Source organism: Diaphorobacter sp. HDW4A, from assembly GCF_011305995.1.
Classification (GTDB): Bacteria; Pseudomonadota; Gammaproteobacteria; order Burkholderiales; family Burkholderiaceae_C; genus Diaphorobacter_A.
Window position 1 is genome coordinate 2,185,500 of sequence record NZ_CP049910.1, and the last position, 26,470, is coordinate 2,211,969.

Consider the following 26,470-nt stretch of genomic DNA (forward strand, 5'->3'; position numbering starts at 1 on the left):
GTCGGGTGCGCGCTTATTGCTGCTCCAGTTCAATATGGGCGTCGCGGATGATTTTTCCCCAACCCTGAACTTCGCGTTTGATGTACGCATTGGCTTCGTCCGGCGAGCTTGCGATCGGTTCAGCTCCAAGGGAGTTCAGCCTGCGCTGAACGACAGGTTTGTCCAGCGATTGCCGGATCGCCGCGTTGAGTTTGGCGATGACTTCGGTCGGTGTGCCTCTGGGGGCCAGAATGGCGGCCCAGGATTGGGAGTCAAAACCCGCAACGCCCGCTTTGTCGATGGTAGGTACCTCTGGAAGCGCGAGCGATCCCGACTTGCTGGCGACGCCCAGCACCTTGAGCACGCCGCGTTTCACGTGAGGGATCACCACGGGCCCTGACTCGAACATCATCGAGATTTCCCCAGCGAGCAAGCCATTGAACGCGGCGGTCGATCCGCGATAAGGGACATGGGTCATCTGGATTCCAGCCGATTTGCCGAACATCTCCATGGTGAGGTGATTCGTGAGTCCCGCACCACCGGAGCCGTAGTTGATCTGACCGGGGCGGGTCTTTACATACCCCACGAGTTCTTTGACCGTGTTGGCCGGGAGCTCGGTGCGTGCGACCAGAAATTGCGGAACCGCCACGAGCATGGACACTGCGGAAAAGTCCTTGGCCGTGTCGTACGGCAACTTGGGATACAGGCTTGGATTGATGGCGAGTGGTCCGCTGGAGGCCACGACCAGCGTGTAGCCATCGGGCTCTGCGCGCTTGGCGCTCTCCATGCCAACGATGCCAGCCGCACCGGCCCGATTGTCAATGTAGAAGGACTGGCCAAGGGACGTGGTGAGCTGTTCCGCGACGATGCGTGCCAGCGCGTCTGTAGTCTGGCCGGCGGGGAACGGAACGATGAGACGCACTGGCCGGTTGGGATAGTCCGCAAGCGCAGGCATCGCGAGCGACATGAGGGCTGAGGCGACGATGGGCGTGACGGCTTTCATGCTTGCGGCTCCGAAGTCAGTTCGTGGATCAGGGCGGGGTCTGCGCGGCGGTAGTGCCAGGCGCGGCCTACCGCGAGGCCCGAGCGTTTGCGCAGCTTGACCATCATCTCGGCCCAGGCCCAGGCGGCGCCGAAGACGTCGACGACCGGGCAGTCGTCAATGGAATGAACGCCGTTGGCCCAGAGCAGTTCGGCCATGACGCCCTCGGCCGGGATGAGGACGTCGGCACCGTCGGCGATGGCCTCGCGTGCGGCCTGAGTGAAGGACGCGATCACATGGACGGGGTCGTCGAACCCACGTGCCAGCGCCGGTTCTTCGAGCGGTGGCTTGATGGACTCCGCATGCAGGACGCGCGCGTTCAGCCCGTGACTCTCTACCGACATCTGGGTCATCCATGCGGTGGTGGGCGCGTTGGAGATCGGTGCGATGTAGCGGCCCAGTGAGCAGGCGACGAGCAGGCTCGCTTCCGTCAGCGACACGACCGGAATGTCCACGGCCGAGCGCAGTTCACGCAGAAAGGGCTCGCTGAACGAGCCGAGCACGAAGGCGTCGTAGCCTTCCCGCTCGGCCCGTACCGCGTTGCCGAGCGCCGAGGAGGGCGAGCGACCCCGGTAACGACCGGCAGGAATGCCATGCAGCTCCACGCTGCAATCCGTGGCGACGATGGCTCGGGCGTGGGCGTCCAACGTGCGGCGATAGACGCCCAGCCCGTCGAGTTCGGTGCATGATTGGTGCCAGATGCGCATGATGTATGGGGATTCCTGATGATGTCGTTGGCGAGGGAAGGCCGATCAGAACGAGCGTTCGAGCCCCAGCACGTGCTGGGCCACGAAGCTCAGGATCATGTTGGTGGAGATCGGCGCAATCTGGTAGAGGCGGGTTTCGCGCCATTTGCGCTCGACGTCGTATTCCTTTGCGAAGGAGAATCCGCCCAGCGTTTGCATGGCTGTGTCTGCGGCATGGAAGGCGGCTTCCGATGCGACCATCTTGGCAATGTTCGCCTGCTCGCCGCACGGCGCGCCGGCGTCGAACAGCGCGGCGGAGCTGCGGCACAGCATGTCGGCGGCCTGCAGTTCGGTGTAGATGCGGGCGAGCGGGAACTGGATACCCTGGTTCTTGCCGATGCTGCGGCCGAATACCTTGCGTTCACCCGCATAGGCCACTGCCTTGTTCAGGCACCAGCGGCCGTCACCGAGGGCTTCGGTGGCCACCAGAATGCGCTCGGCGTTCATGCCGTCAAGGATGTAGCGAAAGCCCTTGCCCTCGGTGCCGATGAGGCTGCTCGCGGGGATGTGCAGGTTGTCGAAGAACACCTCGTTGGTGCCGTGATTGATCAGCGCATCAATCGGCCGGATGGTCAGGCCCTTGCCCAGGTTGTTCTTGATGTCGATGAGGAACACCGAGAGGCCGTCGGTCTTGGACTTGCACTCCGCCTGCGGCGTGGTGCGCGCGAGCAGCAGCATCAAGTCGGAATGCAGCGCGCGCGAGGTCCACACCTTCTGGCCGTTGACGACGTAGCCGCCCTCGACACGGGTGGCAGTGGTCTTGAGGCTGGTGGTGTCCGAGCCTGTTGTTGGCTCGGTCACGCCGAAGGCCTGCAGGCGCAGCTCGCCGCTGGCGATGCGGGGCAGGTAGTGGCGCTTTTGCTCTTCGCTGCCGTGGCGCAGCAGCGTGCCCATGATGTACATCTGCGCGTGGCCCTGGCTGGCGACGCAGCCTGCGGCGTTGATTTCCTCAAGGATGACGGCTGCTGCCCGCAGCGGGAGGCCCGCGCCGCCGTACTCTTCGGGGATGAGGGCGGCGAGAAAGCCCGCGTCGGTCAGGGCCTGGATGAATTCGGTGGGGTAGGAGTCGGAATCCTCAAGCTTTTGCCAGTAGCTGCCGGGGAAGTCGGCGCACAGGCGGCGCACTGCGTCGCGCAGTTCGGGGTAGTCTTCGCCGAGGCGAACGGAGACTTCCAGGGTCGATGTGTCGGGAGTTTCGAGTTTCATGCTGCTGCTACGTGATGGGTGTGTTGTTTGAAATTTCTGGGAAGTCCGGCTCTCGCGAGCGCGCCGAACATGGCCTCGCCCGGGAGGACGGATTCGACGAAGCGGCGTGTTTCGAGCAGTGCGCCCAGATCGATGCCGGTGCCAAAGCCCATGGACTCCATGAGGAAGACGAGGTCTTCGGTGTTGACGTTTCCGGTGGCGCCGGGCGCGTGCGGGCAGCCGCCAAGTCCGGCGAGCGCTGCATCGAAATGCCGCACGCCCACGTCGAGCGCCGCGAGCGCATGGGCCACGCCGAGTCCGCGCGTGTCATGAAAATGGGCCGCGACCGGCACCGCTGCCGCGACCTTGAGCACCTGCTCGAAGACGCGCCGCACGGCGCGCGGGTTGCCATAGCCCACCGTATCGGCCACGGTGAGTTCGTCGGCGCCCATGGCGACGAGCTCCCGCGCGAGATCGACGACGAGCGCCTCGTCCACATCGCCCTGGAGCGTGCAGCCGAAGGCCGTCGAAATGCCGCAGGTGATCTGCGTGTTGCCGCCATGGGCGCGCACCAGCTCGACCACGCGGCCGAACTCGGCGACCGAATCGCGGGTCGAGCGGCGCAGGTTGGCCTGGTTGTGTGCCTCGCTCGCGGAGAGCACAAAGTTGAGCTTGTCCACGCCCAGCTCCAGACCGCGCTCGGCCCCCTTGAGATTGGGGATCAGCGCGGCCACCACGAGACCGGGGATGGAGAGCGCATGCGCGATCACAGCCGCGCTGTCCGCAAACTGCGGCATGAGCTTCGGCGGCACGAAGGAGCAGACCTCCATTTCGCGCACGCCGGCCATGGCTTCACGCTCCAGCCATTCCAGCTTCTTTGCGGTGGGCAGCACGGAGGAGACCATCTGCAGGCCGTCGCGCAGCCCGACCTCGCGGATCTCTACATGGTGTGTTTTGTCATTCATGGGTTGTCACCTGGTGTGGTTTGATCAGCGGCCGGTGAACCGGGGCTTGCGCTTTTCGTTGAATGCGGCGATGCCCTCCATCCGGTCCTCGGTGGAGACCAGCCGGTTGTAGGTTTCGACCTCGAAGAACAGCGCGGTGCGCGAATCCATGCGCGAGCCGTGGTGCATGGACTTCTTGGCCTGCCGCACGGCGAGAGGCGCGTTGCCCGCGATGCGCTCGGCGATGGTGATGGCCCGGGGCATCAGCTGCGCGGGCTCGCAGATCTCGTTGACCATGCCCCAGCGTTCGGCGTCCTCGACTGAGAAGGGCAGTGCGCTCAGCAGTATCTGCTTGGCGCGGCGCAGCCCGACGGCGCGCGGCAGGTTCTGCGTGCCGCCACATCCGGGCATGATGCCGATGCTGGTCTCCGTCAGCGCAAACCGGGCGTGGCTGGCGGCGAAGATGAAGTCACACGACAGCGCAAGCTCGCAGCCGCCCGCGAAGGCCACGCCGTTGATCGCCGCGATCACGGGAATCGGGCATTCCATGATGGCCATGAACGCGCGCTCGTAGATGGCGTGCTGTGCGAGAAACGCGTCGTCGGTCATGCCGTTGCGCTCCTTGAGATCTCCGCCCGAGCAGAAGTGACGTTCACCGGCGGCCGTCAGCACGATGGCGCGCGGGGGCTTTGGCGATGTGCTGAAGCCGTTGAAGATGGCCTCCAGTTCACTGCCCATTTGGGTGTTGATCGCGTTGGCTACGTCCGGGCGGTTCAGGGTCACGACGACGATGCCGCCTTCCAGTGTTTCGACCTTGAGGGTGTCGGTGGCCCCGGTCAGATCTGTCTTTGCATTCATTGCGTTGTCACTCCACGATAGTTGTCCAGCAGTGCGTTGTGTTCGCCCAGTTGCGGCGCCGCAAGGCGATTGGGCGCACGTTCTCCGTTGAACGACAGCGGCAATCCCACCACCTGGGTGGCGGAGCCGGGCGCGTTTTGAATCATCGCGAGCGCCCGGGTCTGGGCGTCAGCGATGACCTGATCGACGGTCTGCAGTGGCGCGGCGGGGATGCCCGCCGTTTCGAGAAGCGCAATCCAGTGGGCAGTGGGCTCGCGGCGGAACACGTCGCTCAGCGGATCGATGACGGCGGCGCGGTGGATCACGCGCTGGTCGTTGGTGCGCATGCGCGGGTCGTCGGCGAGCCCCGCGACGCCCAGTGCCTTGGTGAGTTTGCGGAACAGCGAATCGTTGCCCGCCGCGACCATGACATGGCCATCCGAAGTGACGAAGGACTGGTGCGGCACGATTTCGTAAATACCCGAACCCATAGGGCGGCGCAGCTCTCCATAGGCCAGATAACCGGTGATGTGCACGCTCATCCACGCGAGGCTGGTCTCGAACAGCGAGGTGTCGACGACGCAGCCACGCCCTGTCAGCGAGAGCTCGTGCAGCGCCGCCTGAATTCCGATCACGGCCCACATGCCTGCGCCCTGATCGACCAGCGACACGCCAGCGCGTGCGGGCTCGGCGCCGTCACCGGTCACGCTCATGATGCCGCCCTGGGCCTGCATCAGCGGGTCGTATCCGGGATGGTTGTTCAGCGGGCCGACGGCGCCGTAGGCACCGAGGTTGCAGTAGATGAGCGAGGGCTTGGCCGCACACAGTTCCCCAGCCCCGAGCCCCAGCTTCGCGGCCGTGCCGGGGCGCATGTTCTGGATGACGACGTCGGCCTCATTCGTAATGAAGGAGCAGAGCGCGTCGCGATCCTCGGGGTTCTTGAGGTCCAGCGTCACGCCTTTCTTGTCGCGGTTCATCGCCTTGAAGATTGCCGAGGTTCCGCTCGGGTCGGGAGGCCCCCAGTAGCGGGCATCGTCGCCCTTGCCGGGCACCTCGATCTTGATGACGTTCGCGCCCAGCTGCGCAAGGATGGCGCCCGCATAGGGGCCGGCGATGCTGTGGCAAAGCTCCACGACCGTGATGCCGCGCAGGGGCTGGGCTGGAGAGGTCTGCGCATTCGATGGGATGTGCTGCATAGATACTTTAAATGAAACGGTTCAATTATGATTTCATTCAAGAGCATCCGCAACCACAGTCTGTGAAATTACTGGTAATCCCTATGATTCACAGAGAAAGCACGAATGACATCGATCCTTTGCATCTTGCTCTGATCTTTCTTCTGGCCAGACAGAGGCGTATTTGGTGATAATAATGAAACGGTTCACAAAAGGAGGCAAGAGTGGAAGCAGGAACGGGGCTGACGGCTCAGGCGGGTGAGTTCATAGCGGCAACGCCATCGGAAGCCATTCCCGCGATGGCGCATGCGGTTGCCCGGCAGGGCATCATCGATTGCGTCGGCGTGCTAATCGCGGGAGCGCAGGAGCCCGGGCCGGGCATCGTGGCGCGGCTGGTGCAGGACCACAGCGGGCCCGACGCGGCGCCGCTGATCCCATCGGGCAGACGGGTCAGCGCGCTCGATGCCGCGCTGGTCAACGGCACGGCGGCCCATGTGCTCGACTACGACGATGTGGGGCTCAACGCCCATCCCAGCACCGTGCTCGTCCCGGCGCTGCTGGCCCAGGGCTGGTCACTCGGCAGCACGGGCCGCGAACTGCTCGATGCCTATGTGATCGGCTACGAGGTCTGGGCTTGGCTCAGCGCGCTGGAGCCGGGGGCCCTGCACGACCGGGGTTTTCATCCGACGGCGGTCACCGGCACGCTGGCCGCGGCGGCCGCATGCGCCCGGCTGAAGCGCCTTGCGCCGCGCGAGGCGACGATGGCTCTCGCGATCAGCACCTCGCTCGCATCCGGCACAGTGGCGAACTTCGGATCTATGACAAAGTCTTTCCATGCCGGGCGGGCGGCGCAGAACGGTGTGCTGTCCGCACGTCTCGCGGCCGAAGGTTTCACCGCCACCATCGATGCACTGGAGCATCGCAGCGGCTGGCTCAACGCACACTCACCTACGGGCCGCGCCGTGCTCAAGCAGGATGAGCCCGAACTCGGGCGCATCTGGCGCCTGCCACAAACAGGCCTGCACCTCAAGCGCTACCCGGTCTGCTACGGCACGCATCGCGCGATCGACGGCGCACTCGATCTGGTGGCACGCCACGCCATCCGGCCCGAAGAAGTGGCCAGCGTGCACGTGCACACCGGCGAGATGCAGATGCTGATGCTGCGGAACATGCGCCCGCAGACGGGGCTGGAAGCCAAGTTCAGCATGCCGTTCGCGATGGCGGCCGCATTGATAGTACGGCGCGTGGGACTTGACGAGCTGAAGGACGTTTTCGTGACCCGCGTCGACGTGCAGGACCTCATGACCAAGGTGCGTTGCTCGACCACCCCGCTGCGTGACCCGACATGGGACGTGGACTACGCACCGTTCGATCAGGTCACCATCACGCTGAATTCAGGCCAGGTACTCGAGGGCGCAAAGGTCACGCGTCCACGTGGCAGCTGGCAGCAACCAATGAATCGCGACGAACTGCGTACCAAGTTCATGGATTGCGCGCAACGCCAGCTGAGCGAGGCGCAGGCGTCCCGGCTGTTCGATCAGCTATGGGGGCTGGAGAGCTTGGGCTGCACGAGGGAGCTTGCGTTGCTGACATAGTGAAGGAGAGGCGCACATGGAGGTCGTTGACAAGCACCCGGCCTCCATGCGGCTTGCTGAGCCGTTACCGCTTGCGGAATTCAGGCTGTACCCAAAATTTCGAATTTTTCGCTGACGGCGAAGGACAGCAGCCGACCCAAAGCGGGCTTCGCACCCTATGGCGAGTCATTGTCCGGTGGGCATCGCGCGTGCAAAAGGTGGACTTAGCTGAATCTAGCTTGAGCACCACGAAGGGGAAGTCTATTCAATTCAGTTTCCGGAAGCCAGAACCGTGTAATTTCGGGGGTTTTAAGTTAATACTGTACCAGCTAGTACAAAATTGATAGACTTGCGTCAACACTTCTCCTGATTTATGGCACGACCCATGCAAGTTCAATCCTCATCCGGACGGCCTCGAGAGTTTGATGACGCCTATGTCATTGAAGCGGCCATGGATATTTTTTGGACTAACGGCTATGACGGTACATCCACCCAGGAGCTTTGTGAGCGCACAGGGCTGGGGAAAAGCAGTCTCTACAACGCCTTCGGCAGCAAGCAGAATCTTTATCAGCAAGCGCTAGAGCACTACCAGGAGCTTGGCATTCAGGCACAAGCGCAGATTCTTAAGGCACCAGGGACTGCGCCGGAGCGTTTGCGGGCACTGCTCCAATGGGGCGTTGATCGCGATCTGGGATCCTCCAGGGGGCGCGGCTGCATGGCCTTGTTTGCAGTTTTGAATCGCACTGGTAAAGATCCAAAGGTAGCTGAAATCAACCGCATTTACGTTGACCGCCTTGAACAGATTCTGTGTCACGTCATTGCTGTAGGACAGCGAAATGCAGAAGTCCCCCCGGCGCCTTCTGCGTTGGAACTTGCGCGAGGTTTTCTGGGGAGCTACTACGGGCTGCGCGTGCTGGGTCAATCCATGCCCGATCGCGCCTTTCTCCGTGATGCGCTCGAGGGCATTGTGGCCAGATTTGAGATTCCCCTTATTAAGTAAGCATTTTTTGTATAATTTTGTACCGATTGATTCAAAATAGGATCAGGCATGCCATTTTCTGTTTACCTGCTAGCCCTAACGATCTTTGCGCTCGGTACGTCGGAGTTCATGATTGCGGGCATGATGCCCTCGCTGACTAGCGCCTTGGGCATCACGGTTGCCCAGGGTGGTAACCTGATTTCGTTGTATGCAGCAGGCATGGTGGTGGGTGGCCCACTGGTTACCGCAGTGCTGCTCAGGCTGCGTGTATCGGACAAGCGTGCGCTACTCACGCTCTTGCTGCTCTACGCGGCGGCGCAATCAGTTGCGGCGATGTCACAAAACTACGCGGTTCTGGCCAGCGCGCGAATAGTCACAGGGGTTGTTGGTGCTGCCTGTTTCGGTTTGGCCTTGACCATTTGCGCGACGTGCGTGGCCCCCGAGACACGCGGGCGGGCAGCATCTATCGTATTGGGCGGCTTGATGTTAGCGACCGTACCTAGCGTGCCACTAGCCACTTTGATAGATCAGCACTGGGGATGGCGGGCCAGCTTTTGGATGATCGTGGTACTGACGCTTGCCTGCACGTGGACGCTGGCGGTTTGGACTACCGCCATTCCATCTCAAACATACGCCAACCTCTCACACGCATTGCGCGAGCTTCGAAACCGTCATCTTTGGGCGGCCTATCTCACATGTGCTTTGGTCATTGGCGCCACGTTTGCGGCTTTCAGCTACCTTGCTGTGATTCTCACGGATCTGTCTGGCTGGTCACGGCAAGCTGTTCCTTGGCTTTTGGCTGGTTACGGCCTAGCCAACCTGATTGGCAATACAGTCGTTGGCCGATATGCGGATCGCCATACCTATGGCGTGCAGGTACTCGGGCTCGTGGTGATGATTGCGGCTTTGACTCTGTTTGCGCTACAGACTGAAAGTGCCGCCGTAAGCGTGTCCATGGTGCTCACGCTCGGACTGACAGGCATTACGCTGAACCCCGCCATGGCCGCGCGAGTGATGCAAGCAGCAACACCAGGGCCGTTGGTCAATACCGTACATGCTTCGATTATCAACATTGGCCTAGGCATTGGCACGTCGTTGGGAGGCCTGGCAATCCAGCAAGGCTACGGCCTACGCGCACCACTTTGGCTTGGCATCGCTCTGGCGGTGTTGGGCATCTTGAGCTTGCTGCCATATGTGACGCGCATAGGTTCAAGCGCCCCATGCTGAATGGTTTGAGTTGCAATTTTCTTAAGCAGTCAGGAGTTGGTATGACCACACAAACGGGTATGCAAGATTTCAAAGGCCAAACGGCGTTGGTGACGGGCGCAGGTTCAGGTATCGGCCAACGTATTGCGGTAGACCTCGCCGGTCGCGGAGCGTATGTGGTGATCGCTGGTCGCCAGCTGGACACACTCCGCAGCACTGGCGAATCGATCAGCAAGGCAGGAGGTCAATTCCTCGCAGTTGCGACAGATATTCGCAACGAAGACAGCGTGATGAAGTTGATGGACACGGTGGCGTCAGCCACCGGACGTCTTGATATCGCCATCAATGCTGCGGGCGTGTTCCGCTCGGGCGCATTGGATGAAATGACGCTGGACGATTTCGAGATGACCTTCTCCACGAACACGCTGGGTACCTGGCTATGTCTTAAGCAAGAAATCCAGATCATGAAGCGTTTGAGCTCCAAAGGTGTCATTGTCAATATTGCCTCGAACATCGGATCGCACATGGTCAGAGCGGGCACAGGTGCATACGCCGCATCCAAGGCCGCCGTCGCAATTTTGACCAAGACTGCAGCGCTTGAAGCCATCTCCGATGGCATTCGTATCAACAGCATCAGCCCCGGACCGGCTGACACCACTATGTCTTATCGCGCTGGAGAGAACATAGCGCAACGTAACTTGCGGATCGCAGCAACCAATCCCTCCAAACGGGTGGCAACTTTGGCCGAAATATCTCTTGCCGCTATCTGGCTTTGCTCACCGGATTCCAGCTATATGGTGGGGCACGACATGGTTGTGGATGGAGGTGCATCGCTTTGACCGTTGATGCTCATAGCCGAGGAGCGTTATTGGAAAGACCGCTTCTGGCCGCAAGCTGTAGCAGACCGCATACCGTCGGAATCGTCGAAGCCCCTCGCTGCCTGAGCGCTTTTTGCCCAAACACACGATGATTTGCGCTTGCGACTCCACTTGTCAAGAGCGGCACGTAGCCATCATTCGGGAGTGACTTCAGCTCAGATCGGGCGGCGGTGCGCATGAGTCGCGCACCACGAATTCGGTGGAGAAACCGATCTTGCGCTGCTTCCTTGACGGTTCGCCGTCGAGGTGTTCGAGGATCATGTGCGCGCAGGTGCGGCCCATTTCTTCGTAGTCCCAGCGGATCACCGAGACCGACGGTGTGGCCAGCACGGCGAGGTCGGAGTCGCCGTTGGCGACGATGGAGATGTCTTCGGGAATGCGCAGGCGTCGCGCGCGCACGGCCTTGAGCACGCCGGGCAGCATGTCGATACCGCCCGCGATGATGGCAGTGGGACGGTCGCTTTGTCCGATGCGCGCCGAGGTCTCGCGGAACGCGGTGGTCGCGTCGAAGCCACTGCAATGGATGTAGTTCGGGTCCACCGGAACGCCCGCGTCGGCGAAGGCGCGCACGTAGCCTTCGTGACGGGCGCGGGCCGGATGGGTTGTCATGCGGCCGGTGATGTGCAGGATCCTGCGGTGCCCGAGGCCCAGCAGATAGCTGGTGGCCTGGCGGGTGCCTTCGAAGTGATCGACGACGACGCAGTCCTCGGGACCGTCGATGTCGCGGTCGAAGAACACCACGGGAAGCTTGAGGCGATGGCGGGCTGCGGCGAGTTCGGCGTCGTTCTCGTCGTAGGTCGTCATCACCAGTCCGTCGACCGTGCGCTTGCGGAATTGCTCGAGCAGCTCGAGCTCGCGCTCGCGGCGGGTTCCGGCGCTGCTGATCAACAGGACGGCACCGGCCTCTTCGAACACGGTCTGCGCGGCCTTCACGAATCCGGCGAGGACCGGGATGGTGATGTCACGGATGATGATGCCGACCTCGCGCGTGCGCTTGCCGCGCACGCCCTGGGCCGCGCGGTTGGGTACGTAGCCGAGCTCCTCGATGGCCTTGAGCACGCGATCCTTGTTGGATTTCTCCACGTTGGCCGCGTCATTGATCACGCGTGATGCGGTGCCGACGGAGACGCCTGCGATGCGCGCGACGTCGCGGATGGTGATGGACTTGGGTGGAGCGTTGGACAAGGCTGTGGAACTTCGCTTTTGCGCTGGGCGCGGAAAAGAGGCGATTATACGAGTGGCCTCTCTGGCCTTCGACGCGTTGCCTGGCTTAAGGGAATCGGCTTTTTTCAAGATCTGTCCGATGTGTCATACCGGAATCCGCCGGTGGGTGAACTGACGATGCGTCCGACGCTCGGCGCCGGGAAATGGGCGGGCAGCAGCAGATGCCCCGTATCGGCGTGGCGCTCGATCAGCGCGGTGCGCGTGGTCCGCGCGAGGTCCTTGTCGTCGTCCGCCGTGGTCGACATTTCCGGAAAGCGTAACTGCACCTGGTGGTGGATGACGTCGCCAGTGATGACGCCCTGCTGACCTTTGGATGCGACGTTGATCACGAAGTTGCCCGGCGTGTGGCCGGGGCAGGGCTCGACCCAGATGCCGTTGTCGAGTTCGTAATCGTCTTCGACCAGCACCGCCTGGCGCGCTCTGGCGATGGGCTCGACGCTGTCGCGGAACGCGAGCGTGTGATTGTTCAGCACGCCGCTCTGGTAGACCCGGTCCCAATGCTCGAATTCCTTGCGCGACATGATGTAGCGTGCGTTCGGAAAAGTGGGCACCCATTGGCCGTTGACCAGCTGCGTGTTCCAGCCCACGTGGTCCCAGTGCAGATGGGTGCACATCACGAAGTCGACCTCCTCAGGGCGCACGTTCGCGGCACGCAGTGCGGGCATGAAGTCCGTCGTCAGATGCGAGAAGATGGGGCGAAAGCGCCGGTCCTTGTCGTTGCCGCAGCAGGTGTCGACCACGATGGTGTATCTGCCGGTGCGCACGACGAAGGCGTGAAAGCTCATCATCAGCTCGCCCTTGTCCGAGAACTGCCCGGCGGGCAGGTCGCGGATGCATGTGGCGAGCATTTCCTCGGTCAGGTCGGGAAAGAACTGGCGCGCGGGCGTGAAGGGAATCGATTGTTCCACGACGCGCGTGACTTGAAAGTTGCCAATGGCGGTATCGGACATGTCGTTGTCTCCTGTGGTTGACGCCGCGTTCTTGTCGACCCGGCTGTCAATGAACGGTCAGAGGTATTCGTCGCTCAGCGCCACCTCGCGTATCTCGGCGGCGCTGCCTTCGCGTTTGATTTCACCGCCGCGCATGACATAGCCACGAGTGGCGAGCTTGAGCGCGGGCCGGGCCATCTGCTCGCTCATCAGAATGGTCGTGCCGCGGCGCTGCATTTCACGGATGGCGTCGCTGATGTGCTGGATCCAGACGGGCGCGAGTCCGAGAAACGGTTCGTCGAGCAGCAGCAGCTGCGGCTCACCCGACATTGCACGGGCGAAGGCCACAATCTGCTGCTGCCCGCCGCTCAATTGTCCCGCAGGTTGCTGGGCTTTTTCCTCCAGCATGGGGAACAGCGCGCAAAGCCGGTCGTAGGTGTCGCGCTGCCGGGCCTGCGAGAGGCGGCTGGCGCCCGAGAGCACGTTGTCCCGCACGGTCATTGCGGCGAACACGCGGCGGCCTTCGGGCGAGTAGCCTATGCCGATGCGCGCCCGCTGGTCGCTGCGCAGCCCGTTGAGCTTGTACCCTTGAAACGTGGCGCTTCCCGCGCGCGGCTGGACGACACCGATGATCGATTTGATCAGGCTCGATTTGCCCGCGCCGTTGGCGCCGATGAGCAGCACCGTCTCGCCCTGGTGGATCTGGATGGAGACGTCGTGCAGCGCGCAGATGCCCCCATAGCGGACTTCCAGTCCTTCAACGTTCAGCATGCGTGCTCCTCATCCGCTTCTCCCACATAGGCGCTGAGCACGTCCGGGCGGCTCAGCACTTCGTCCGGCGTGCCTTCCGCAAGAATGCGGCCGCCGTCCAGCATCACGATGCGCGAGCACAGCCTGCGGATCAGCCCGATGTCGTGCTCCACGATCAGCACGGCGCTGCCGAGCTCGCGGCAGGCGGCGTGCACGAAACGGTCGATCCGGTCGCGCTCATGATGTTCGAGGCCCGCGGCGGGTTCGTCGAGCAGCAGCAACTGCGGTTCGGTGACGAAGGCCATCAGCAGGCCGAGCAGCTTCTGGGAACCATAGGGGAGCTTGTCGGCGGGCTCATTCATACGCGCGCCGAGATCGAAGGCGTCGAGCAGCGCTTGGACGCCCTTGACGTCGCCCCGGTGGCGTCCGCCGAACTGCATCGCATAGACGAGGTTTTCGCGGACGGTCTTTCCATGAAAGGTGTTGGTTTGCTGAAACGAGCGGATCGCGCCGAGCCGGCTCATCGCGTGCAGCGGCACGCCAGTGACGTCCAGGCCCGTCAGGTGGATGGTGCCCGCGCTCGGCGGCACGGCGCCGCTGAGCACGTTGATCAGCGTGGTCTTGCCCGCGCCGTTGGGGCCGATCACGCCGAAGATTTCACCGGCGTGGATTGTCAGGTCGACGTTGTCGAACACGCGGATTCCTCCGTAGCGCTTGGTCAGTCCCTTGACCTGTAGGAGCGTAGAGTGGCTGTGGGCGTTCGGGTTCATGCCGCCTCCGGCTGGGTCTTGGCGGACGAGGGCGTGGATGCAGGCGCGGGCCTTGCGACCAGCGCACTGACACGGGCACCGAGCGATTCGAGCAAGCCGACAAGACCGCCGCGCGCCAGCATCACGATGGCGATCAGCAGCAGGCCGAAGAGCGCCTGTGAATATTCACCGCTCATGTTGAACTGCTGCGCCGCCCAGACCAGGAGCGCCGTGCCGAGCACCGGGCCGAGGATGCTCAGCCGGCCGCCGATGTAGACATAGGCCACGTAGTTCAGTCCGGTGATGGGGTTGAAGGAAGAGGGATGCGCGGTCAACAGCAGGTTGACCAGCGAGAATCCGGCCAGACCCGCGAGTCCGGCGGCGATGCAAAAGCAGATCACCTTATAGCGCCACACGGTCAACCCGAAGCTGCGCGCGAGCAGTTCGTTGAGACGGATCGCGTCCAGCTCGTCGCGGAACAGGCGCGTGGTGAGCAGGGTGACCAGCACGGCCACGACGGCAGTGAAGATCGCGACCAGCAGCACGGAGCGGTTGTCGCCGAACGTCCAAGAGAACAGCGTCGTGGCGGGCAGTCCGGCCAGACCATTGGTGCCGCCGGTGATGGCCGGAATCTCCAACAGCAACAGGTGCACGATTTCCGCCAGCACATAGGTCACCAGCACGAAATACGCGCCCTTGAGCCGCAGCACCATCAGGCCGATGGGAATGGCCACCAGCATGGGCGCCACAAAGCTCGCCGCCATTTGCAGCAGCACGTTGGTGCCCAGATGCAGGCCGCACAGCGCGGCGGCGAAGCCGCCAATGCACATGAAGGCCGGAATCGCAAAGCTCACGAGATCCATGCGCATCATGAGATACACGCTGAGCGCGGCGGGCAGCGCCACGAGGATTTGGTTGGTGATCGAGATGGAGCGCGCCGAATCGGAGAAGGCGGGCACCAGCAGGGTGAGCAACACCAGCGCGATCACCGCGCGAGCGAACCAGTCGGCCTTGAGCGGCAACTGGTACCAAGGCGAGGGGGATTTCATTGTCAGGCTCCGCGAACTTCACGGCCGAACAGACCGGATGGTTTGAATACAAGAATCAGCAACACCAGCATGAACAGAATGAGGCTGCCGCGCGAGCCGCCTACGTAGACGCTGGAATACGCTTCCACCATGCCGACCAGAACGGCCGCGGCGACGCCACCCCACAGGCTGCCGAGGCCACCGAGAATCACGACGATGAACGAGGTGGCGAGCACGCGGTCGCCGATATGCGGCTCGAGCGCGAGGATCGGAGTGACCAGCGCGCCGGTCACTCCTGCCAGCCCGGTCGCGACGCCGAACGCCAGCGGAAACAGCAGTTTGGCGCGCAGACCCAGCGTGCCCGCGACTTCGCGGTCGCTTGACAGTGCGCGCAGCGAACGACCGAAGTTGCTGCGGTACATGAGTACCCAGACGCCCACGATGATGAGTGCGCACACGCCGATCACCACGAGACTGGACAGGGGAAGCATCAGCCCGGCGAAGTCGAGGACGCCCTCGACCGGGAAGGCGAACTGCGGAGACTCCGAGCCGAACTTCACGACCAGGCCGGTGGTGATGATCGACGAGAGTCCAAGGGTCAGCATCAGCGTCGCGAGCTCGTCGTTGACGCGGCGCTCGATGAACACCAGCTCGAACAGGCTGCCGAGCGCGGCCGTCACCAGAGCCGCCGCGACCACGGCCAGCCAGTAGGGCCAACTGAAGAACGACACCATGGAGTACGCGACATAGCCGCCGAGCGCATAGAACGCTCCGTGGGCGAAGTTCATCACCCCGATGATGCCGAAGATCATCGTGAAGCCAAGCGCCAGCAGGGCGTACTGCGCGCTCAGGCCGAGGCCGATGAGCGCGGTCGAAAAGAACATGGACATGAGAACAACCGTCTGCAAATTGCGTCAGCGGCTCACTTGCCGGTCGCCGCCGGAACCTTCAGCACCGGTAGCTCCTTGCCATCGACGATCATGCCCACGCCGAAGGGCAGCGACATCTCCTGATTGATGCCGAAGAACTCCTGTCCGATCCACAGGCCCTTGCCCATGCTGGGGTCTTCCACCGGCATGGAACGCAGCGTCTGCGCGACTTTCTGTGTGTCGGTCGTCCCGGCGGCGTTGATGGCGCGGATGAGTTGGCGCGTGGAGGCGACCCACTGGTAGAAGAGCGTGATGTCGGGCGGGTTCTTCTTGAACGCCTCCTTGTAGTCGGCATCCACCTTGTCGATGGCCGCGTCGCGCACCACCGGCTCATACCAGTACATGTTCTTCACCACATTGGCTCCGCCGGCCACGCGCAGGATCTCCGGCGTGCTCGGGCCGCCGAGGCGGCCGATGGCGCCCTTGAAACCCGATTGGCGCAGCTGCTTGACGAGCGTGCCTGCATCACCGGCCGGTGTGGAAACCATGTCCACCGCTTCCGGACTGCTGCCGAGCATACGCAGCACGATCGGCGAGAAGTTGGTCGTGCCGCGCGCGTAGTATTCCTCGGTCACAGCCACGCCCGTCTTCTTGTACCACTCGGCGGCCACGGTCGCGATGTCGGTTCCCGCCTGGTCATTCGGCGCCACGATCACCACCTTCTTGAAGCCGAACTTGGTCTTGGCCTCGTTGATGATCGGACCGGCCCAGCCGCTCGGACCCGGACCGATGTGGAACACCAGTGGCCACTTCGGCCCGATGGCGTCCTTGGCATAGCTGCTCGCCATCACCAGCATCTGATTGCGCACCGCAATCGGCTTAAGCCCGGTGAGCTCGTTGGAACCGATGGGCCCCATGATGAACTTCACGTTCTGGCTCGTCAGCTCATTCGCCGCACTCGCCGCAGCCTCGGCGGAATACTTGCTGTCGATGGCCACGAAGCTCAGCCTGCAGTTCTTGCCGTCAACCTTCACGCCACCAGCGTTGTTGGCCTCATGCTGAGCCAGCGCCACTCCTTCCCGAAGCGAAACGCCCCACCCGGTAGCAGGCCCGGACAACACCGCCACCAGCCCGAATTTCACTTCGCAATCCGCAGCGGTCGCAGCATGGCTGCCGACGGATGCAAGACTGGTCAGGGCGGTTGCGCACAGCGCGGTGCGGATTCGATTTCGCATGGTTGTCTCCGGTTGAATGGTTCGAGTTGAGAGTCTGGAACAGATGGGAGGCGATGATACATGAAACGGTTCATTTGAAACTGGGATTTGTTCATCCTAGGGAATTTACCAATAAGGGATCAAGTTCCATTCGCGCACCTCAAGATGCTGGAAAACTGAGTAACCAGAGGAAAAAATAGGCTTTATAACCGAAAAATTCAATGATAAATCTCCGCAATTTGTGCATTTTTGCGGTGAAAATTCGAGTGCTGACACTACGTTCCAAATGGCTAGTCAAGGTCGGCTCATTGGACAATTCATGCTGAATAGGTGAATCGGTTCAAATTTTTGCATCCTCTGATACTGATCGTCCTGGATGCACAGATCAATAGGTCGACGCGACCTTCTTGACAGGCTGTGGAATCATCCGTAGATTGGCTTAGGTGAACAGCCCTCGGGCCCCACGCAGCGCCTTAACTCTTGAAAGGCGCACGCACTGACTCCCAAGGTCAGTGGCAGAGTACTTCTTAAATTTGCAACCCGGACAGGGAACACGTTTTCCTGTCCTCAGCTTTTGGCTGTCGGGTGGATGCGTGTCTCTCCAGTCCTTTTCATTGGAGAAAATCATGACCGCTACGACCACTCAAAACACCGACCATTTCAACCTGCACGTCAACGGCGTCGGTTACCTGAACCGTGTGCGCTGGGTTGAAACGAAGAGCAATGGCCGCAAGGCTCAGCCTTTTCTTGCATGCTCGATTTCCGCCTTGCGTGGAAACTCCGAGCAACCGGACTACACCTACTTCGACCTTCGGGTCAGCGGAAGCGAGGCCATCCAGATGGTCGAGCAACTGATGGTGGATGTTGATGCGCAGCGCAAGGTTGTGCTGTCTTTCCGGATCGGGGACATCTACCCCCATCTGTACATGCGCGACATTCGCGACGATCGTGGCAATCGCACGAACGGTCGCGAACCGGCTGCGCTTATCAAGGGACGCCTGTTGCTCATCAACAGTATCTCCATCGATGGCGAGAACGTGTACTGAACAGCCCCGGGTTTTGAGGATGCTCCAACACGAGAGAAGATGGAGCTATGAACAAGTCACCGAAGTTCTCCCCGGAAGTGCGCGAACGCGCTGTGCGTATGGTGCAGGAGCACCGAGCCGACTACCCCTCCCTGTGGGCAGCTATTGAATCGATTGCCCCAAAGATTGGCTGCGTGCCACAGACCTTGAATGACTGGGTCAAGAAGGCCGAGGTCGACAGCGGACAATGGCATCTACAGCGCCAGCAGTGCAGGGAACCTGATCACGCAAACGACGATTGGCGTGAACAATCAATCTACGTCAACGATCTATGTGGCCCAGCCGTCGTTGGCGGGGACATATCGAATCAGTGCGCAGATCGCAGGTGTGACCAGTCTCACGAAGTCGGCAGTGCAGACAGTGTCCGCGTCGCAGCAAGCGCTGAAGCTGACGGCCCGTGGAACGGGTGGCAAAGCGATAGTGGGCAAGGGCTTGTACACCTACGGCTCCGAGGTCTATGTGGAGCGGGTGGTCAATGGCGTAGTGAGCAGCGGCGCGGGCGCGGACGCGGTGATGGTGAACCTGCGCTGTGTGGAGACCACGATATGCAGTGCGCCGGCGACAGTGACGATACCCGCCGGTTCGACGTCTGCGAGCATCTGGGTCGCCGGTGTGGAACTGGGCACCACTCAGCTCGAGGCTACAGCCGTTGGTGTCGCCGCAGCCACGCCAGTCTCCGTGGAGGCGATTCAGCCTGTCCTGTCGTTCAGCTCTCTGGATGGTCAGCGCACGACGACAAGCGTGCGTGACGGCTTCAGCATGTCTGTGTCGACACCAGGAGCCGCCTATTCCACAAATCAGTACGCACTAGTAGCGCTGACTGTGCAACTGGAGCTTGCTGATCAGGATCCGGTGGCGGAGTCGACGAGCTGCCCAGCTATATGAACGGTGGTGCTGGTCTGGTATTGAACGGACCGGCCTACACACTGGATTCGGTCAAGGTATCGAACAGTGCGGTTGGCATTCGCGTAATAGGTGCGGGGAGCCCAACCATCACCAAATCGCGCCTGACTCAAAACGGGATCGGTCTGCTCGCGGAACAGAATGCGACACCATCCATATCGACATCAGAGATCACGGGCAACACCCAGTTCGGCGTCAAGAACCTTGTTCCTGCTTCCGTCGTGATGGCTCAGGGCAACTGGTGGGGTCACGCGAGCGGCCCCAAGGATTCGGTGAGCAATCCGAGTGGACAAGGTGATGTAGCGAGCCAGGGGGTGAACTACGGCTCGTACTTGACCGGCCAGCCCATGCTGTCCTGCTACATCGAGTCGGCCTCTGGGTACCTTACACGTTCGCGCAACATCAGTATTCGCGTCTATTGCCCGCAGGCATCGCTGTACAGATTGCAGGAGTCGAACAATTTCGCCGGCGGTGAATCACTCAGCATGAGTGCAAGTCCGTTCCTGACGCCATTCACACTTTCTTCAAGTGCGGGCGAGAAGATGGTTTATGTTCGATTCGTCTCCGATCAAGGCGTCGCAACAATTCTGTCGCTCCCTCAGGCGATCACATATGCGCCAAGCGGACCTCTCGTCCAGTTTGACGCCCCCCAGGCGGGTGCTGTGCTCAATTCGGACACACTCATTTCAGTCAGCGCGACCGATCCGGAGGGTATTCGCGATGTTGAAATTCTCATTGGCACCCAGCGTCTGGCATTGTTGACGGCTCCGCCGTATCAAACAACGTGGTCCATAGCCGGCGTTCGCAATGGAAGCTATACGTTGCAAGCGAAGGCGACAAGCTCGCAGGGATTGACGGCAACAAGCTCTCGCATAGTTCAGGTTGCGAAAGCGGGTGGCACAGGACCCGCGATCACTGCGTCATTTGCAGGCGCTCCTTTGAGCGATGGTGCCACCATTGTGTCGGCCGGAACCCTTGTCGTGGCGGCCGAGAGTGCGGTAGGCGTCTCACGCGTGTCGGCATCGGTGGATGGGGCGGTGGTTTTTGAGCGCGCCTATAGCAATATCAGCCCAGCTACTTACAGCCAATTTCTGGACTTTGCGCAACTTGCAAACGGATCGCATAGCTTCGTAGTCAGCGCAACAGATGCGGATGGACTTGTTTCCGCTCTGACCATACCGTTCACGCTGAACCTCAGTGCACCAGTGGTCCCACAGATCACATCGCCTGCGAACAACGCCAGCATCGCCAATGCGCAGTTGCTGGTGTCAGGAACAGCGGCCGCGGGATCCTCCGTCCAGGTTTATGTGGATGGAAGTGCTTCGGGCACGCCTGTATCGGTCACTGCGAATGGAGTGTTCTCAACATCAGTGACACTGGCGGGCGAGGGCGTCCATCAACTCACAGCTACAGCGACCAATTCACGCGGGACAAGTCCGATGAGCGCGGTGGTCAACGTAACCTACGCATCAGCGCCTCCCACAGTCAGCTTTGCTGCGCCCGCTCCCAACGCAATCTTGACCGAAGCCGCCACCATCACCGTGGTGGCGTCCGCTCCAGTCGGAATATCCAGGGTCGAGCTCTACGCGAACGACTCGCTGATCGCCTCGCCAGTTCAAGCCCCGTACTCTGCAACGTGGGATGTTTCCGCAGCAGCTGAGGGGACCTATGTTCTCAAGGCGGTTGCGTTCAGCACCGCTGGCAAATCAGCGCAGGCCACCCGTCAGGTCACGGTCAAGCGAAAGGTCGTGGAGCCCGAACCACCCAAGACACCGTATACGGGGTCGGTGACGGGTATCACTCCGCCGGTCTCCTATGGCGCTGAGCGTATCGTCATCACTGGTGCGGCAGTAGCTCGCGAGACGGGTCAGTTGATTCCCAACGCGGCATTGCGCATCGTGCTGGACATCTCGGGCTTCAAGCGCCGCATCAACATTGCAACGGACGAAACGGGCCAGTACCGCTATGAGTTTGTCCCTGCCGTCAATGACAACGGAACCTACGTAGTCTCGGTCGTGCACCCCGACGAAACCACGGCTGCTGAACAAGGGCGGTTTGTCATCAATCGCCTGAGCTTTGATCCGACGATCTACAACCTCACGGCGCCTCGTGATTTCGCAAGCGAGGTGAAAGTCACGGCCCGCGCCACAGCAGGCACAGGTGCCACTGGCGTGCGTTGGGAAGCCGTCGCCGCCAACCAGCCGTCTGGCAGTCTGCCTCCCGGAATTTCTGTGGAGCCTGCCGCGCCCATCAACATCCCTGCCGGTGCATCCGTTCCCATGGTGATCAAGTTCCTCGGTAGCTCATCAGCTGGCGAAGTGGGGACGGTTGTCTTTACGGCTTTTGCCAACGAGACAGGCAGTATTCCCAGAGGCACGCTCACGCTGAACTACAAGCTGGTGCAGGCCATGCCATCCCTGTACACCTCGCCCACCTATATCCAGACAGGTGTGCAACAGGAGAACTCCGTCACGGAGGGCGTCATCCTGGGCAACCGCGGACTGGTAGCTGCGCAGAACGTGCAAGTGAAACTGGCGAACAAGGATGGCAGCGCTACGCCCAGTTGGATTTTCCTGGCCAGTGCCGGAAACATCGGTGCTGTCGATGTGGGAGCGCAGATTCCACTTCAGGTAACGGCCAGCCCGGACAAGAGTGTCGCCAACGGCATCTACAACTTCAACATGTTGGTTACTGCAGGAAACCAGGGGACGGGAACCATTCCCGTCTCGGTCGCCGTCACCCAATCCGGTCAGGGAGGTGTGACTTTCCACGTCACCGACATCTTCACGGAGACACCGGACGCCAATGGCAATCCCATTGAGGGCGTAAAGGGTGCACGCATCACATTGCAAAACGAAGCTGTGCTGACCTACACACGGACCTTGACCACCGACGTGACAGGCAAGGCCACACTCACGGATCTGCCGCCGGGAACCTACACCTACCGAGCCAGTGGTCCACGGCACGCAGACAAGAGCGGGCGAGTGTTTGTACGACCCGGAATCACAGTTCCTGAAAACGTTCACCTGAAGTACCAGACGGTAAGCATCGACTTCAGCGTCACGGAGACCACGATTCCGGATGAATACCACGTCAACCTGGAAGCCACCTTCCAGGCGCAAGTCCCCGCACCTGTCGTGCTGTTGGAGCCGCTGTCGATCAATCTGCCGGATCTTCAAATCGGTGAGGAATTCACCGGTGAGCTGCGATTGACCAACTACGGCCTGCTTCGCGCGGACAACGTGAAGTTCACTGCACCAAAGTCGGATGACTTCTACAAATATGAATTCCTTGCAGACATCCCAACGACTTTGGATGCTAAGCAACGCATCGTGATTCCCTACCGCATCACCGCGATCAAGCTGCATCCGAAGAGCATCGGCTTCACCCGTGTCCAGACATCAGAGATGACACAGGTACGCCAAGCGGTCACCAAGGGACTGACGACCAAAGCGGGATCCTGCTCTTCCTATGCGGCCTGGGCCACTGCCGAGTGCGAATGGACATGTGCGAACGGGCAGCCGGACGGAAGTGCGACCTCATCCACCTTCAGTCGTCTTGTTGGTGGGAGCTGTGGAAGCAGCGGGAACAACACACCCTCGACAGGATGGACTGCACCAGGTGTTCACTGGAGTTCGCCATGGGGCGTTGGTGGTTGGACCGGAGGAGGAGGTAGTGGAACGCCTATTCCGGGAGCACCGGAATGCACCCCGTTTTGCCGTGGCAAATGCTGCGCTTCAGGAGGTTCCGGCCCGGGAGGCGGAGGCGGAGGCGGTTCATGGTAATTCTCCACCACTTCATTTCTTGCCTGCAACCACAGTCTGGCAATCAACAACACAGGTTTGAAACAGAGGGAGTCCGCATGGACCATGCATATTCAGGAGCAATGTGACAATGTCAACAATAGCCATATCAACGAAGGCAATCTGACAGGGAAACTGCGTTGCATTGCTGTAGCCGCATCAACGATGGTGATGGCCTTCACGGGCTCACTCGCTCTCGCGCAAAGCGGTATTGGTGCCGTTGTGCCCAACACCACTCTGAGTTTTTCTGCTGTTGAAGCCGCAAGCGAGCCAACAGTGCGCTGGCCCAACGGCGAGTATCAAGAATCCAATATTGATCTGCGAGTCAAGGTGTTGGGCGGAACGTTGGACATCGCGCGTACTTGGAGCCAGGGCCGTTGGTGGCTCAATCCAGCTTGGGCTCCATTGAATTTCGAGCTCGATCCCTTGGGCAATGAAGCCAAAATTATCGAACGTGCGGGTGTACTGTATGAACGCAGTGGCCAATCGGGCTTGTACATCGCAAAGACCAAAGGCAGCGCTTCTGTCTTTATCAAACAGTTGATTGACGCCCAAAATCAGCCGCAGGGTTGGCAGTGGTACGACCGGTTCGGCAACACCATTAACTACGACACCACCGGGCGTATCTTGAGCTACGCTAATTCTAGTGGCGTCAAGGTGAGTTTTGCGTATGACAGTGCCACCACGGCGCGCATCCTCGATCACTTTGACAAGACCATTTACACCGTCACCATGTCTGGTGGCTTGATCACCAAAGTCGAAGATCTCACGGGCCGCAGTGTGGGCTACCAGTGGAATGGAAATCGCCTCACTCAGGTCACTGACGTGATGGGTAACCTCTGGAAGTACGAGTACGACGGCAATGGCCAGATCACCAGCCGCACAGATCCGCTCGGCGATAAGGTTACCGTGCAATACAGTGCCAGCGTGCCCGCACCTGCGCCCATGCTTGCGTTGGGAATGAAAGGAGTCATCGTCAGCCCCGCAGGCACCAGCGGTACCACACAGAAGCTCGCCAACCTCTGGGGCGCAGGTCGGGTCGGGCTGTTCGATGGCAGTGGTTGCAGCATCACCGGCAAGAACACCTACATCCGGGAAAAGCGCCAGTTCAATGTGACGTATACAGATTGCCGCAACAACGTCACGCTGTATGTCTATGACCTACAGGGCAATCAACTCTCCAGCACATTCAATGGCAAGGCACGTAACGCCAATACATGGGATGGCGAGTATGTGCAAAAGGAGACGAGTGCACGTGGCTACAGCACGACCACGCAGTACGACACCAACTACCAGCCGCTGCAGATCACGTATCCGGATGGAAGTGTGGAGAAATTCACTTACGAGCCGCGTTGGGGATACAAGAGCAGCTACACCAATCAATTGGGCGTGCTAAGTACCAGGGGCTACGACAGCAAGGGGAATACCACGGAATGGGTGGAAGCCAAAGGCTTGCCTGAGCAACGCACCACACGATATGTGTATGACCAATATGGTCAGCTAACCAGCACGACACGCGGTGCAGGTGATGCAGCAGGTGCGGATGCGGTGACACAGAGCGTTGCCTACGATAGTGCGGGTAATGTCACGGCGCAAACGGATGGAGAAGGGCATACCCGAAAGACTGCTTTTGACCAACGCGGTGCGCCAACCAGCAGAACTGATGCACTGAATCGCACGACGACATTCAACTTCGACGCAGCAGGAAATCTGGTCAAGAGCACGAATCCATTGGACAATGCGACGCAGATGAAATATGACGCCCGGAACCGGCGCACGCATGTGATCAGCCCGATGGGGAATACACAAGTCACGCGCTACGACATCGAGGGGCGGGTGATTGAAGTTCTTGCGCCGGGGGAAAAGGAGGGCGCGGGGCGGCGAACGGTGTATGACAGCAATGGGTGGCCCACACAGTCAATCAGCCCGAGTGGACTCATCACCGAAACCAGTTACGACCAAGAAGGAAGAATCACTTCGAGCAAGGATCCTGCGGACAATATCACAAGTTATAGCTACGGAGAGGATGGCACGGAGCAGGCCGGGCAACTTCTGGCCACGCAATACCCCACCTACAAAGAGACGTACCAGTACGACCAGCAGGGGCGCAAAACTGCAGTCACCCAGCATCTTGGCAATAACCCGACGAGAGTGCAGGGCAGCACTTTCGATGCACTGGGCCAGCAGGTGGCAAGCACCGATCCCGCAGGCAGGACATCGCTTATCCAGTACGACGGATTGGGGCGAACGATCCAGACGACAGACCCCGCCAGTCAGAGTACAAAGCAAGGCTGGAATGCGTTGGATCACCTCGTCACAGTCTCAGATGCGAACGGCAATACGCACCGCTTTGAGTACAACAAGGCAGGTCAGCAAATCAAGGAGACGCGACCAATGGGCGCGTCAATTCGGTATGTTTTTGATGCCGCTGGGCAGCTTATCGATGCAGGCAATAACACGCGCAACTATCAGTATGACGTTGCTGGGATGATGATCGAAGAAATACACAAACTTGAAGATCGACAAACTGACCAGCATGTCTCTTATAACTACGACTCTGATAGACGATTGACCGGGTACAAGCAACAAGACGGCAACGAAAAATTGATTAGTAGCGCCAGTTACACTAAAGATTTTCAGGGTCGTGATATTCAAATCCGTATTGCCTATGGAAAGGCTGATAATTCAGAAGACGTTGGCTTTACTGTTGAGCAGCATTTTAATGCGGATGGTCAGCTGACCAGCCATACTTATCCGGACGGCAGTATAGGGGGTTATTCGTATAATCATGGATTACTTTCTAAAGTAGCACCCCCCAATCAAGGCGTGATCACTTTCGAAAACTACCAATGGACAAGAGCCACAAAAATTCAAAATCCAGGTGCTAGTAAGACCCTTGTGTTGGATGAGTTGCAGAGAGTGGTGGGTATTGAAGTTAGAAGTGGTTTAAAGATATTGGCGAATCATCAATATAAATATGACCAGGCAGGAAATGTTATAAGAATAAATACGGATCTAGGTGAAACGCTGTATGAATATGATACATTGGATCGCATAAAAAAGCATATCCAGACCAAAGTTTACAGAATTTAGGACTACCGGTAGAGGGGTACACCTATGATTCAGTGCATAACCGCGTCAGCAGCGTGCATCAACCGGGGATATGGAGTTACAATCAGGACAACCAACTCACGCGCTATTCAAAATCACTAACTGATGCTGGACAACAGAAGGGTGTAGGAGTGCATTACTTTCCTCAAGGCTCCATTGTCATGGAAAGCAGTAGCACAGAAGAAAAGCAATATAATTATAATGCGGCAGAACGCATGTGAAATATCAAAAAAAATCCTGTAGATCAGTGTTCTCAAAAT

Annotated in this window: 21 protein-coding genes and 1 pseudogene; 9 read left to right on the forward strand and 13 right to left on the reverse strand. The window is 60.2% G+C overall.

The annotated features are described in order from the left end of the window. Positions 1-13: 13 nt before the first annotated feature. The 6 genes from G7047_RS09855 to G7047_RS09880 are packed head-to-tail and all read right to left on the reverse strand — an operon-like array spanning position 14 to position 5,929. Positions 14-982: a tripartite tricarboxylate transporter substrate binding protein gene (locus G7047_RS09855; protein WP_166304261.1), complete on the reverse strand. Its 969-nt coding sequence runs from the start codon at positions 980-982 to the stop codon at positions 14-16. Continuing rightward, positions 979-1,728, reverse strand: coding sequence for an aspartate/glutamate racemase family protein (locus tag G7047_RS09860; RefSeq protein ID WP_166304264.1), 750 nt, complete (start codon positions 1,726-1,728; stop codon positions 979-981). Before G7047_RS09860 ends, G7047_RS09855 begins: the two co-directional genes overlap by 4 nt. A 45-nt stretch (positions 1,729-1,773) precedes the next feature. Next, the gene (locus G7047_RS09865; RefSeq protein WP_166304267.1) at positions 1,774-2,973 is read right to left on the reverse strand and encodes an acyl-CoA dehydrogenase family protein; all 1,200 of its coding nucleotides are present in this window, start codon (positions 2,971-2,973) and stop codon (positions 1,774-1,776) included. Next, entirely contained in the window at positions 2,970-3,917 is a 948-nt protein-coding gene (locus G7047_RS09870) for a hydroxymethylglutaryl-CoA lyase (protein ID WP_166304270.1), read from the reverse strand. Before G7047_RS09870 ends, G7047_RS09865 begins: the two co-directional genes overlap by 4 nt. 24 nt (positions 3,918-3,941) lie before the next feature. Further along, on the reverse strand, positions 3,942-4,754 hold the full coding sequence (locus G7047_RS09875) for an enoyl-CoA hydratase/isomerase family protein (protein ID WP_166304273.1): 813 nt from the start codon (positions 4,752-4,754) through the stop codon (positions 3,942-3,944). After that, the gene (locus G7047_RS09880; RefSeq protein ID WP_166304278.1) at positions 4,751-5,929 is read right to left on the reverse strand and encodes a CaiB/BaiF CoA-transferase family protein; all 1,179 of its coding nucleotides are present in this window, start codon (positions 5,927-5,929) and stop codon (positions 4,751-4,753) included. Before G7047_RS09880 ends, G7047_RS09875 begins: the two co-directional genes overlap by 4 nt. Positions 5,930-6,132: 203 nt before the next feature. Here G7047_RS09880 and G7047_RS09885 point away from each other — a divergent pair, with 203 nt between their 5' ends. The 4 genes from G7047_RS09885 to G7047_RS09900 all read left to right on the forward strand — a co-directional run bounded on the left by G7047_RS09885 (position 6,133) and on the right by G7047_RS09900 (position 10,506). Then, entirely contained in the window at positions 6,133-7,503 is a 1,371-nt protein-coding gene (locus G7047_RS09885; RefSeq protein WP_205904757.1) for an MmgE/PrpD family protein, read from the forward strand. A 364-nt stretch (positions 7,504-7,867) separates the two neighbouring features. Then, positions 7,868-8,482, forward strand: a complete 615-nt coding sequence (locus tag G7047_RS09890) for a TetR/AcrR family transcriptional regulator (protein ID WP_166304281.1) — start codon at positions 7,868-7,870, stop codon at positions 8,480-8,482. Positions 8,483-8,530: 48 nt separating this feature from the next. Next, a complete protein-coding gene (locus G7047_RS09895; protein ID WP_166304285.1) occupies positions 8,531-9,688 on the forward strand; it encodes an MFS transporter in 1,158 nt (385 codons plus the stop codon). Positions 9,689-9,729: 41 nt separating this feature from the next. Then, positions 9,730-10,506, forward strand: a complete 777-nt coding sequence (locus G7047_RS09900; RefSeq protein ID WP_205904759.1) for an SDR family NAD(P)-dependent oxidoreductase — start codon at positions 9,730-9,732, stop codon at positions 10,504-10,506. A gap of 189 nt (positions 10,507-10,695) precedes the next feature. Here the strand turns inward: G7047_RS09900 and G7047_RS09905 are convergent, their stop codons facing one another. The 7 genes from G7047_RS09905 to G7047_RS09935 all read right to left on the reverse strand — a co-directional run bounded on the left by G7047_RS09905 (position 10,696) and on the right by G7047_RS09935 (position 17,329). Beyond that, complete coding sequence (locus G7047_RS09905; protein WP_240939430.1) at positions 10,696-11,730, reverse strand: LacI family DNA-binding transcriptional regulator; 1,035 nt, start codon at positions 11,728-11,730, stop codon at positions 10,696-10,698. 104 nt (positions 11,731-11,834) lie between these two features. After that, positions 11,835-12,719: an MBL fold metallo-hydrolase gene (locus G7047_RS09910; RefSeq protein WP_166304288.1), complete on the reverse strand. Its 885-nt coding sequence runs from the start codon at positions 12,717-12,719 to the stop codon at positions 11,835-11,837. A 57-nt stretch (positions 12,720-12,776) separates the two neighbouring features. Continuing rightward, on the reverse strand, positions 12,777-13,469 hold the full coding sequence (locus tag G7047_RS09915) for an ABC transporter ATP-binding protein (RefSeq protein WP_166304291.1): 693 nt from the start codon (positions 13,467-13,469) through the stop codon (positions 12,777-12,779). Then, positions 13,463-14,218 carry an ABC transporter ATP-binding protein gene (locus G7047_RS09920; RefSeq protein ID WP_166304294.1) on the reverse strand — a complete coding sequence of 252 codons (756 nt, stop codon included), beginning with the start codon at positions 14,216-14,218 and terminating at the stop codon, positions 13,463-13,465. Before G7047_RS09920 ends, G7047_RS09915 begins: the two co-directional genes overlap by 7 nt. Continuing rightward, the gene (locus G7047_RS09925; protein WP_166304297.1) at positions 14,215-15,246 is read right to left on the reverse strand and encodes a branched-chain amino acid ABC transporter permease; all 1,032 of its coding nucleotides are present in this window, start codon (positions 15,244-15,246) and stop codon (positions 14,215-14,217) included. Before G7047_RS09925 ends, G7047_RS09920 begins: the two co-directional genes overlap by 4 nt. A 2-nt stretch (positions 15,247-15,248) precedes the next feature. Beyond that, entirely contained in the window at positions 15,249-16,115 is an 867-nt protein-coding gene (locus tag G7047_RS09930) for a branched-chain amino acid ABC transporter permease (RefSeq protein WP_166304300.1), read from the reverse strand. 32 nt (positions 16,116-16,147) lie between these two features. Next, positions 16,148-17,329 (reverse strand): ABC transporter substrate-binding protein, encoded by a 1,182-nt coding sequence (locus G7047_RS09935; protein WP_166304303.1) that lies wholly within the window; start codon positions 17,327-17,329, stop codon positions 16,148-16,150. Between the two features lie 605 nt (positions 17,330-17,934). Here G7047_RS09935 and G7047_RS09940 point away from each other — a divergent pair. The 5 genes and pseudogenes from G7047_RS09940 (at position 17,935) to G7047_RS09960 (ending at position 26,192) form a co-directional block, all read left to right on the forward strand. Then, a complete protein-coding gene (locus G7047_RS09940) occupies positions 17,935-18,354 on the forward strand; it encodes a DUF3577 domain-containing protein (protein WP_166304306.1) in 420 nt (139 codons plus the stop codon). 47 nt (positions 18,355-18,401) lie between these two features. Continuing rightward, positions 18,402-18,578: pseudogene (locus G7047_RS09945) on the forward strand (IS3 family transposase); the annotation flags it as partial. A 58-nt stretch (positions 18,579-18,636) separates the two neighbouring features. After that, on the forward strand, positions 18,637-19,278 hold the full coding sequence (locus G7047_RS09950; protein ID WP_166299489.1) for a hypothetical protein: 642 nt from the start codon (positions 18,637-18,639) through the stop codon (positions 19,276-19,278). Further along, positions 19,275-23,081, forward strand: a complete 3,807-nt coding sequence (locus tag G7047_RS09955) for an Ig-like domain-containing protein (protein ID WP_166304309.1) — start codon at positions 19,275-19,277, stop codon at positions 23,079-23,081. The genes G7047_RS09950 and G7047_RS09955 overlap by 4 nt, the downstream gene beginning before the upstream one ends. An 84-nt stretch (positions 23,082-23,165) precedes the next feature. Continuing rightward, the gene (locus G7047_RS09960) at positions 23,166-26,192 is read left to right on the forward strand and encodes an RHS repeat protein (protein ID WP_166304312.1); all 3,027 of its coding nucleotides are present in this window, start codon (positions 23,166-23,168) and stop codon (positions 26,190-26,192) included. The last annotated feature ends 278 nt before the right edge of the window (positions 26,193-26,470 follow it).

What these genes read in the sequence shown, in the direction of transcription:
- G7047_RS09935 (WP_166304303.1), bottom strand. Translation starts at nt 17,329, where the DNA reads ATGCGAAATCGAATCCGCACCGCGCTGTGCGCAACCGCCCTGACCAGT.
- G7047_RS09900 (WP_205904759.1), top strand. Translation starts at nt 9,730, where the DNA reads ATGACCACACAAACGGGTATGCAAGATTTCAAAGGCCAAACGGCGTTG.
- G7047_RS09930 (WP_166304300.1), bottom strand. Translation starts at nt 16,115, where the DNA reads ATGTCCATGTTCTTTTCGACCGCGCTCATCGGCCTCGGCCTGAGCGCG.
- G7047_RS09855 (WP_166304261.1), bottom strand. Translation starts at nt 982, where the DNA reads ATGAAAGCCGTCACGCCCATCGTCGCCTCAGCCCTCATGTCGCTCGCG.
- G7047_RS09860 (WP_166304264.1), bottom strand. Translation starts at nt 1,728, where the DNA reads ATGCGCATCTGGCACCAATCATGCACCGAACTCGACGGGCTGGGCGTC.
- G7047_RS09920 (WP_166304294.1), bottom strand. Translation starts at nt 14,218, where the DNA reads ATGAACCCGAACGCCCACAGCCACTCTACGCTCCTACAGGTCAAGGGA.
- G7047_RS09875 (WP_166304273.1), bottom strand. Translation starts at nt 4,754, where the DNA reads ATGAATGCAAAGACAGATCTGACCGGGGCCACCGACACCCTCAAGGTC.
- G7047_RS09895 (WP_166304285.1), top strand. Translation starts at nt 8,531, where the DNA reads ATGCCATTTTCTGTTTACCTGCTAGCCCTAACGATCTTTGCGCTCGGT.
- G7047_RS09870 (WP_166304270.1), bottom strand. Translation starts at nt 3,917, where the DNA reads ATGAATGACAAAACACACCATGTAGAGATCCGCGAGGTCGGGCTGCGC.
- G7047_RS09940 (WP_166304306.1), top strand. Translation starts at nt 17,935, where the DNA reads ATGACCGCTACGACCACTCAAAACACCGACCATTTCAACCTGCACGTC.
- G7047_RS09865 (WP_166304267.1), bottom strand. Translation starts at nt 2,973, where the DNA reads ATGAAACTCGAAACTCCCGACACATCGACCCTGGAAGTCTCCGTTCGC.
- G7047_RS09925 (WP_166304297.1), bottom strand. Translation starts at nt 15,246, where the DNA reads ATGAAATCCCCCTCGCCTTGGTACCAGTTGCCGCTCAAGGCCGACTGG.
- G7047_RS09915 (WP_166304291.1), bottom strand. Translation starts at nt 13,469, where the DNA reads ATGCTGAACGTTGAAGGACTGGAAGTCCGCTATGGGGGCATCTGCGCG.
- G7047_RS09880 (WP_166304278.1), bottom strand. Translation starts at nt 5,929, where the DNA reads ATGCAGCACATCCCATCGAATGCGCAGACCTCTCCAGCCCAGCCCCTG.
- G7047_RS09890 (WP_166304281.1), top strand. Translation starts at nt 7,868, where the DNA reads ATGCAAGTTCAATCCTCATCCGGACGGCCTCGAGAGTTTGATGACGCC.
- G7047_RS09955 (WP_166304309.1), top strand. Translation starts at nt 19,275, where the DNA reads ATGAACGGTGGTGCTGGTCTGGTATTGAACGGACCGGCCTACACACTG.
- G7047_RS09960 (WP_166304312.1), top strand. Translation starts at nt 23,166, where the DNA reads ATGCATATTCAGGAGCAATGTGACAATGTCAACAATAGCCATATCAAC.
- G7047_RS09910 (WP_166304288.1), bottom strand. Translation starts at nt 12,719, where the DNA reads ATGTCCGATACCGCCATTGGCAACTTTCAAGTCACGCGCGTCGTGGAA.